Consider the following 223-nt stretch of genomic DNA (forward strand, 5'->3'; position numbering starts at 1 on the left):
TGACCTTAACCATCACAGGTCAGGACCAGGCAGGTAATCCGCTGGAACAGCAGGTGAAAGCCACAGTTAATCCTGATGGCAGCTATACGGCAGAAGTGCCAGCAGGCTTTGTTGATGGCGAATTGACCGTTAAGGCAGAAACGGTTGATCGTAATGGTACTCCGGTCAATGCAGAAGACAGCCTTGTGAAGACCGATCATGACAATGATCCATCTACACCGGA

At 50.2% G+C, this 223-nt stretch carries 1 pseudogene; it reads left to right on the forward strand.

Annotation, left to right across the window (positions count from 1 at the left end):
• A pseudogene (locus KNQ97_RS19185) lies at positions 1 to 223 on the forward strand (hypothetical protein); the annotation flags it as partial.

This window comes from Acinetobacter sp. UC24323 (genome assembly GCF_024151445.1).
Taxonomy (GTDB): domain Bacteria; phylum Pseudomonadota; class Gammaproteobacteria; order Pseudomonadales; family Moraxellaceae; genus Acinetobacter; species Acinetobacter baumannii.